Origin of the sequence: Okeania sp. SIO2B9 (assembly GCF_010672505.1) — a bacterium.
GTDB lineage: Bacteria > Cyanobacteriota > Cyanobacteriia > Cyanobacteriales > Microcoleaceae > Okeania > Okeania hirsuta.
Genome location: NZ_JAAHGK010000303.1, coordinates 1 through 6558, shown reverse-complemented (window position 1 = coordinate 6558; position 6558 = coordinate 1). Strand labels below are relative to the sequence as shown.

The following is a 6558-nucleotide window of genomic DNA, read 5'->3' as shown; positions in this document are numbered from 1 at the left end:
AATAAGAACAATATCCCCTGGAGAACTTCGTGCCAAGATTCTTAAAAAAGTAGCGATCGCTGTTGTTTCTGTTTTACCTGTACCTGGTGGGCCTTGTAAAAGTTGAATCCTAGTTGTTAATCCATTTATTATTGCTTCTATTTGCTTATCATCTAGCTTTTTATTATTTGGTAATGGTCAGGAATTAAGAAAGTTTTGATATTTTTCTAAATCATTTTTTGAAGGAGAAATTTGTGGTGGAATTTGAGGATTTTCAGGAGCTAACCATTGACAAACATGATTTCCTTGAGTATTCTGTAATTTTTCATCGACTCTTCCTGCAACAAAATCTGAAGGACTTTCATCAAGAGTCGCATAATCATAAATATCTTCTCCATCTCTGAAAAAACGACCAGGAAGTTGATAAATACCTGGAGTTTTTGTTTGTCTAACTTCAAGTTCAATCTTTCCACTATTCCAATCAATTACTTCTACAAAACAGGTACTTCCACCACGCAAAAGTTGAGCAATTGTTTGACCTTGATATGGATTTTCATAACAAGGACTAAGCCTAATAAAAGAACCTTCATCAATTGTACAGTTACCTTGTAAAAGTTCAGAAGTAATATTATATTCATCAAGATTAATTTCTGCTGTTAACCTATTATTATTTGATTCTATATTTCTAACAGGTATTGTTCGCCCTGAATAAATACGATATATAGGTGGAACTAAATTATTGGCAATCCAATCTGTTACTTTAACGTGTTGTTCTAAGCAAAGTTTCCCATTCATTTTCTCTTCTTCGACCTTCCTCTTCCAAAACTGGGTCTAAAGAAATAGCAAAAATTAAGTTAGAAAAAGGAATATCTTTTTTAGGAAATTCATAATTGTTATATTTTAACTTAAATCGGCGATCGCATGATTGATAACGAATATATTCAGCAATATCGGCAGCTCGAACTGATAGTTTTTTTGTTGACATAATAATAATTTATTCGTTAATCAAGTATTTTGATTTTTAGCCTAATGCAATACGGCTATGATAGGAAATTATAACTCAATTTATACTAACTCGTTATCATAGTCATATAACTATCAACTTATATTTAATTTCCTACCTGATAAACCACAGACTTTTCACCATAATTTTTCACAAAACCACGACTCTTCATCACCTCTTCAAATAATTGCGTAGACAAACTATTTTCCACAGACCAAACACCCGGTTTATGCAATTTCCCAGACAAAATAAATTCGGCAATACCACCAGCACCAATACCTGTAACAGTTGCAGTATCTTTATGTATAATTGACGAGCAAAAATCAGCTTTTTTCCCTGACTTTTTACCTATAACTTTTGCTTGAATTGCCACACCAGTACCACTATATTTATCTGTAACTTGAGTCATTTTATAACTAACTTGAGACAAAAATTCTATTACCCCTGAATTCTTTAACCAAGTAACAGGAAATAAATGAGCAGTCGTCCAAGTCAGATGATTATAAAAATCGGGAAAAGAACCAAACTTTGTAGTTACAGTTTGCACGGGAAAAGAGGTCGGCAAAGTCAAACATTCTGGCATATCAAACCAGTAAACTCCAATTTTTCCGTAGGGTTTGGAAAAATCAATAACTTGGCGATCGCTATAAGGTTTAACAAATTCCCACTTGTTATTTTTCCACACCTCAAAAGGATTTTGTAAACCTAAAAAAGTAGTCCGCATAACTGTTACTCCCGCTCCACCGGAACCACCTACAACATAACTTAAATGTATTTCTTCTGGTTCATCAAATTGTTCTACAGATTTACGAGCTAAACTATTAGAAATTCCAGGAAAAATCCCTGTATTAATAATTGCAGTAACACCAGCTTGTTTGGCAGCTTCAGAATATTCTAAAGCTTTACGAGTAAATCCTCGATAGTCGCTAATATCTACATAATTAATACCTGCATCAATGCAATTTTTCAGAACATTAGTATCGCGATGATGAAACGGACCAGCACAGTGAATAACTAAATTTTCTGAGGATTTACTATAAGAATGAATAGTATTTCTTACTCTTTCTTTATTTGCTAAATCTAAAGTTAAATATTTAACTCCAGGAATAAGAATTTCTTTGATATTGGCTTCTTGTTTACGTCCGGTAATCGTAATTTCCGAGTTGGCATAAGTAGTTAAATCTCTGGCAACACTACTACCAATTCTGCCATATCCACCGATGATTAAAACTTGGTTGGTCATCTTTAGTTAATTGATGTTTAATTTCATCAAAAGTATCCAAATTTTTGAGCAATCTAATATGATTTCCGGAGTGGTCATATCTCAGCAATCAGCAGTCAGCAAGATTATTTTTTAACGTGCGAGAATCAGATTCTTAAACAAGAATATCCTGAAAAAAGTGTGAGTTTTGTTTCCTTCCCTACTTTCTTTTTTTTTGCCATTCTTAAAGGTAGCGGGAAAAAGAAGCACTAACAATAAATTTTGTTTTCTTTGCCCACTCTAGATTATTAAATACCTTTAACAGGGATTGATAATAGCTGTATAACACACCCTCAACAAATCCATTTTAATTATCAAAAACAAATGTTGTAAGATTTTGGTAATTTTGAATATAATCAAAATTTACTTAAATTTAATAAATCTAATTTTAACAGTTAATTATGTTTCGTTTATTTGGTACGGCAATTGGTATTTTTGTTGTTGGTATCTCCACCTATTGGGGAGCATTAGATTTTATGCGGTTAACTGACGCTAATCAACAACTTGCACAATCTGCTTTTGAATTGTCAGATAGAGAATTTCAGTATTTATTGAGTAGAGAAAAAACTCACCGGATTAATGTTGGTTTTGAAGGAACTTGGATATTGATGGGGATAGGAATTATTTTGCTGAGTAATCAAAATCCAAGATAACTAAGTTTAAAAGTAACAATTGTCCTTAATTAAGTCAATCTGAAAAAAAGCCAACTTGAGCGAAGCAAGTTTGCGTACTCCACCCAAGTATTATAGTAATCGAAGTAAAGGTTAGGATATTACTAAATGTTGGGGCTCAGTCATATATTACTTTTGCCTTTTGACTGTCTTGAGTGTGTCTGATATTCTAAGGAAACCTCAGAATTACGCACTCGATGCATGACTTTTGACTTGCGCGTAGCGCTATACCATTCTATTAAACTTAATTTTCAATCAATATCAAAAGGTTTAATCTCAACTTTTGGTTTTCCCCCGTTATGATTGAAAAAGCAAAGATTTTGAAAGGGAATCATTGACCAATTTCCGATTTCTTCTGTCAATGGTTCAGATGAAATAATTACCGAACTAATATCTTCATTTCCATTACTAGAAGGTTCCATTTGATATCCTTCATAATTACCAAATTTTTTCCCTTTCAATGACCAAACTGGACCTTTTAACCGAGACAAAGAAAATTCTTTTGTTCCTCTAGGATATTCTTTTAAATCTTCCCAGTTTCTTTCCACATTTAGTTGTCGATTATAGCCAATTCCAACATTAGCTACAAGTACATCATTACTATCTACTAAAAACAGTTTGAGAGTACTTAGTCCCGTACAATTATGTTGAGTTTGAACATCAAGAATAACTTTAATTGTTTTCTTAATAGCTTCAATCATCTCATCAACTTTTCAATCTTTAGTTGGTTCATCTAACTGAGACATTAGCAGTGCATAAACAACCTCAGAATCTGTGCTACCTTCTACATATTTGACAATCTCTGGTTTACACCTATTTAATAAATCTAGACGAATTTCCTTGAATCCATTTACCCCACCATTATGAGCCATAGCTAACCGAAATCCTGGAAAAATAAAAGGATGGCAATTATTTTCATTAACAACAGCTTCATAATTAAGGCTATCATAGCCACTAGCACGAATATGACACAGAAGGACATTTGTTTCGTGACGCTCACATAGGGAGCCTAAATTGCGGTCATAAAATGGAGGTTTGATACCCTTATAAATAAAAGGATAATCTTCACTAAGAGTCCCTTTACTCCAGGTAGCTAAACCAAAGCCAGCTAATTGAATCATATCATGATCTTCTGGATCGAAGCTTTGATTCACTATAGAATTATCAGGTCTCAGAAGCAATTGATAAATTTGTAGTGGTTCACCAATATATGCTAAAACTCTACACAGATTTTTTCCTGTGGGTAATTATTAATTATTCGGTCAACTTTAAACATAATTATCAAATTATCATATAACTCACAGGTTAAACAGATTTTTAAGCAACTTTATTTTTTATTTTTTAACTTGAACTATCTGAAGACTACCACCAGCATATAAAAGGGGTTTAGGTGAGTCAGTATCAACTAAATAAAACCCTACTTCTTGTAATAATTCCAAGATATTTGTATTAATAAAATCCCAAGAAGTTTCAGTTTCAAATAACCATAAAAAAATGGCAAACCCAGGCCAAAAAAGAATATTTACCGGACGATGAAAGTCAACAAAAGTAAAAATACCTCCTGGTTTAAGAATGCGGTAAACTTCTTGAATAATTTGCCGTAATTGTTCAGAATTCATTTCATGTAGAGCAGCGCTCGTATGTACTAAATCAAATTGATTATTTGAGAATGGCATATCCTCAGCAAATGCCTCTACATATTTAGCCGATGGTACATTTTTTTTCGCTCTATTAATTGATAGTGGAGAAGCATCTAATCCTGTAACATTTTGGGAGTATTTAACCAGAAAATTAGTTGCTTGACCACTACCACAACAAAGGTCAAGTATTTGAGTATTTTGCTCAATGGTTAAACCTTGTAAAGCTAGTTGGCGAAACTTAGTTTCTCCGCCAACACTAAGAGCTGCTAAACGGGAAATACCGTCATATAACCATTGATATTTATAGCTCCAGTCTCTTAAAATTGTTGCCATGAGATTAATAAGTCAAAAGTTAAAAGTTAAAAGTCAAAAGTCAAAAGTGTATAAATTTTATTTATACTCGATCGCTCAATTGGAATAGATTTGGGGTAGTAGTTGACTCTAAATTTATTAGAAAATATACTTAAGAAAATATTAATATGTTAAATTTAGTAACAAATATTAAAATTGGAGCCTGATTAATATTATGAGTCGTGTTGGAGTTTTATTACTTAATTTAGGTGGGCCAGAACAACTAGAAGATGTCCGTCCCTTTCTATTCAACTTATTTTCTGACCCAGAAATTATTCGTTTGCCCTTTCCTTGGCTACAGAAACCTTTAGCATGGCTAATATCCACCCTACGTTTTCAAAAGTCTCAAGAAAATTATAAAGAAATTGGCGGTGGTTCTCCATTAAGGTCCATTACCGAACAGCAAGCTTTGGCGATCGAAAAACAGTTAGAAGAAAAAGGATTAACAGCTCAAACTTATATAGGAATGCGTTACTGGCATCCTTTTACAGAAGAAGCTCTCACTAGAATTAAGCGCGACCAAATAGAAAGGTTAGTAATTCTACCACTTTATCCTCAATATTCTATCAGCACTAGCGGTTCTAGCTTTAGATTACTTGATCAACTCTGGCAAAAAGACCCAGAATTACAGAACACTGATTATACCGTTATTCCCTCTTGGTATCAACGACCAGGATATATTCAGGCCATGGCAGAATTAATTGCTCAAGAATTAGATAACTGTCCAAACTCAGAACAAGTGCATATCTTTTTCAGTGCCCATGGTGTACCAGTTAGCTACGTTGAAGAAGCAGGAGACCCTTATCAGGCAGAAATTGAAGACTGTGTCGATAAGATTATGAAGGCTTTGAATCGTTCTAACTCTCATACCTTAGCTTATCAGAGTCGGGTAGGTCCGGTGGAATGGTTGAAACCTTACACTGAAGAGGCCATTCAAGAATTGGCCAGTGATGGGGTTAAAGATTTATTAGTAGTTCCCATTAGCTTTGTTTCCGAACATATTGAAACTCTGCAAGAAATTGATATGGAATATCGTGAGGTGGCAGAAGAAGCTGGAATTAGTAATTTTTACCGAGTGCCTGCTCTAAATACCCATCCAGTATTTATCAACGATTTAGCAGATTTAGTTGTTGAAGCTCTGGATGCTCCTACTCGTCTTTTTTCCGATGCTATCCAGATGAAAAAAATTATCAAAATGTATCCCCAAGAAAAATGGCAATGGGGTTTGACTACCACCGCAGAAGTATGGAATGGACGGTTAGCAATGCTTGGGTTTATGGCTTTGTTGTTGGAATTAATTACTGGTTATGGCCCATTACACTTGGCTGGTTTACTTTAGAATAGGGACATTTGGCATCTAGCGATGCCCTTTCTAAAATTAATCTATATAGCTATCAGCTATCAGCTATCAGCTATCAGCTAAAGTCAAAACATTACAGTGAAGAGTTTTGAAGTTTCTTACTTGTCCTCATCTTCATGGGTAGTGCTATATCCTTAAACCCACATTTTGTAACATGAAAATTAGTATAAAATCCTTAGCTTGTTTAAGTATTTATACTATATAAATTATCTTCATTTACCTCGATCAGGAGTCAAATTCTCAGTGAAATATTAAGCATAAATACTTACTTAATCGTTGATTTCTATTGACCA

The 6558-nt window shown here is 33.8% G+C and carries 8 protein-coding genes and 1 pseudogene; 2 read left to right on the top strand and 7 right to left on the bottom strand.

Annotated features, from left to right (window positions below; all coding sequences use genetic code 11):
- The 4 genes and pseudogenes from F6K13_RS35120 to F6K13_RS12770 all read right to left on the bottom strand — a co-directional run.
- A pseudogene (locus F6K13_RS35120) lies at window positions 1-147 on the bottom strand (hypothetical protein); the annotation flags it as partial.
- Window positions 148-177: 30 nt separating this feature from the next.
- Complete coding sequence (locus tag F6K13_RS12780) at window positions 178-774, bottom strand: hypothetical protein (RefSeq protein WP_287287550.1); 597 nt, start codon at window positions 772-774, stop codon at window positions 178-180.
- Window positions 740-964: a hypothetical protein gene (locus tag F6K13_RS12775; RefSeq protein WP_287287548.1), complete on the bottom strand. Its 225-nt coding sequence runs from the start codon at window positions 962-964 to the stop codon at window positions 740-742. The genes F6K13_RS12780 and F6K13_RS12775 overlap by 35 nt, the downstream gene beginning before the upstream one ends.
- 124 nt (window positions 965-1088) lie before the next feature.
- Window positions 1089-2225, bottom strand: coding sequence for a saccharopine dehydrogenase family protein (locus tag F6K13_RS12770; protein WP_287287546.1), 1137 nt, complete (start codon window positions 2223-2225; stop codon window positions 1089-1091).
- Between the two features lie 419 nt (window positions 2226-2644).
- Between F6K13_RS12770 and F6K13_RS12765 the strand changes: the two genes are divergently transcribed.
- Entirely contained in the window at window positions 2645-2896 is a 252-nt protein-coding gene (locus tag F6K13_RS12765; RefSeq protein ID WP_287241186.1) for a hypothetical protein, read from the top strand.
- Window positions 2897-3165: 269 nt separating this feature from the next.
- On the opposite strand, the gene F6K13_RS12760 is transcribed toward F6K13_RS12765, so the two are convergent.
- The 3 genes from F6K13_RS12760 to F6K13_RS12750 form a co-directional block, all read right to left on the bottom strand.
- Complete coding sequence (locus tag F6K13_RS12760) at window positions 3166-3615, bottom strand: hypothetical protein (RefSeq protein WP_124144126.1); 450 nt, start codon at window positions 3613-3615, stop codon at window positions 3166-3168.
- A gap of 12 nt (window positions 3616-3627) precedes the next feature.
- The gene (locus tag F6K13_RS12755; RefSeq protein ID WP_124154385.1) at window positions 3628-4095 is read right to left on the bottom strand and encodes a class II glutamine amidotransferase; all 468 of its coding nucleotides are present in this window, start codon (window positions 4093-4095) and stop codon (window positions 3628-3630) included.
- A gap of 153 nt (window positions 4096-4248) precedes the next feature.
- Window positions 4249-4887, bottom strand: coding sequence for a class I SAM-dependent methyltransferase (locus F6K13_RS12750; RefSeq protein ID WP_287287545.1), 639 nt, complete (start codon window positions 4885-4887; stop codon window positions 4249-4251).
- Between the two features lie 193 nt (window positions 4888-5080).
- On the opposite strand from F6K13_RS12750, the gene hemH reads away from it, so the two are divergent.
- Window positions 5081-6244 carry a ferrochelatase gene (gene hemH / locus F6K13_RS12745; protein ID WP_124154387.1) on the top strand — a complete coding sequence of 388 codons (1164 nt, stop codon included), beginning with the start codon at window positions 5081-5083 and terminating at the stop codon, window positions 6242-6244.
- Window positions 6245-6558 lie beyond the last annotated feature (314 nt).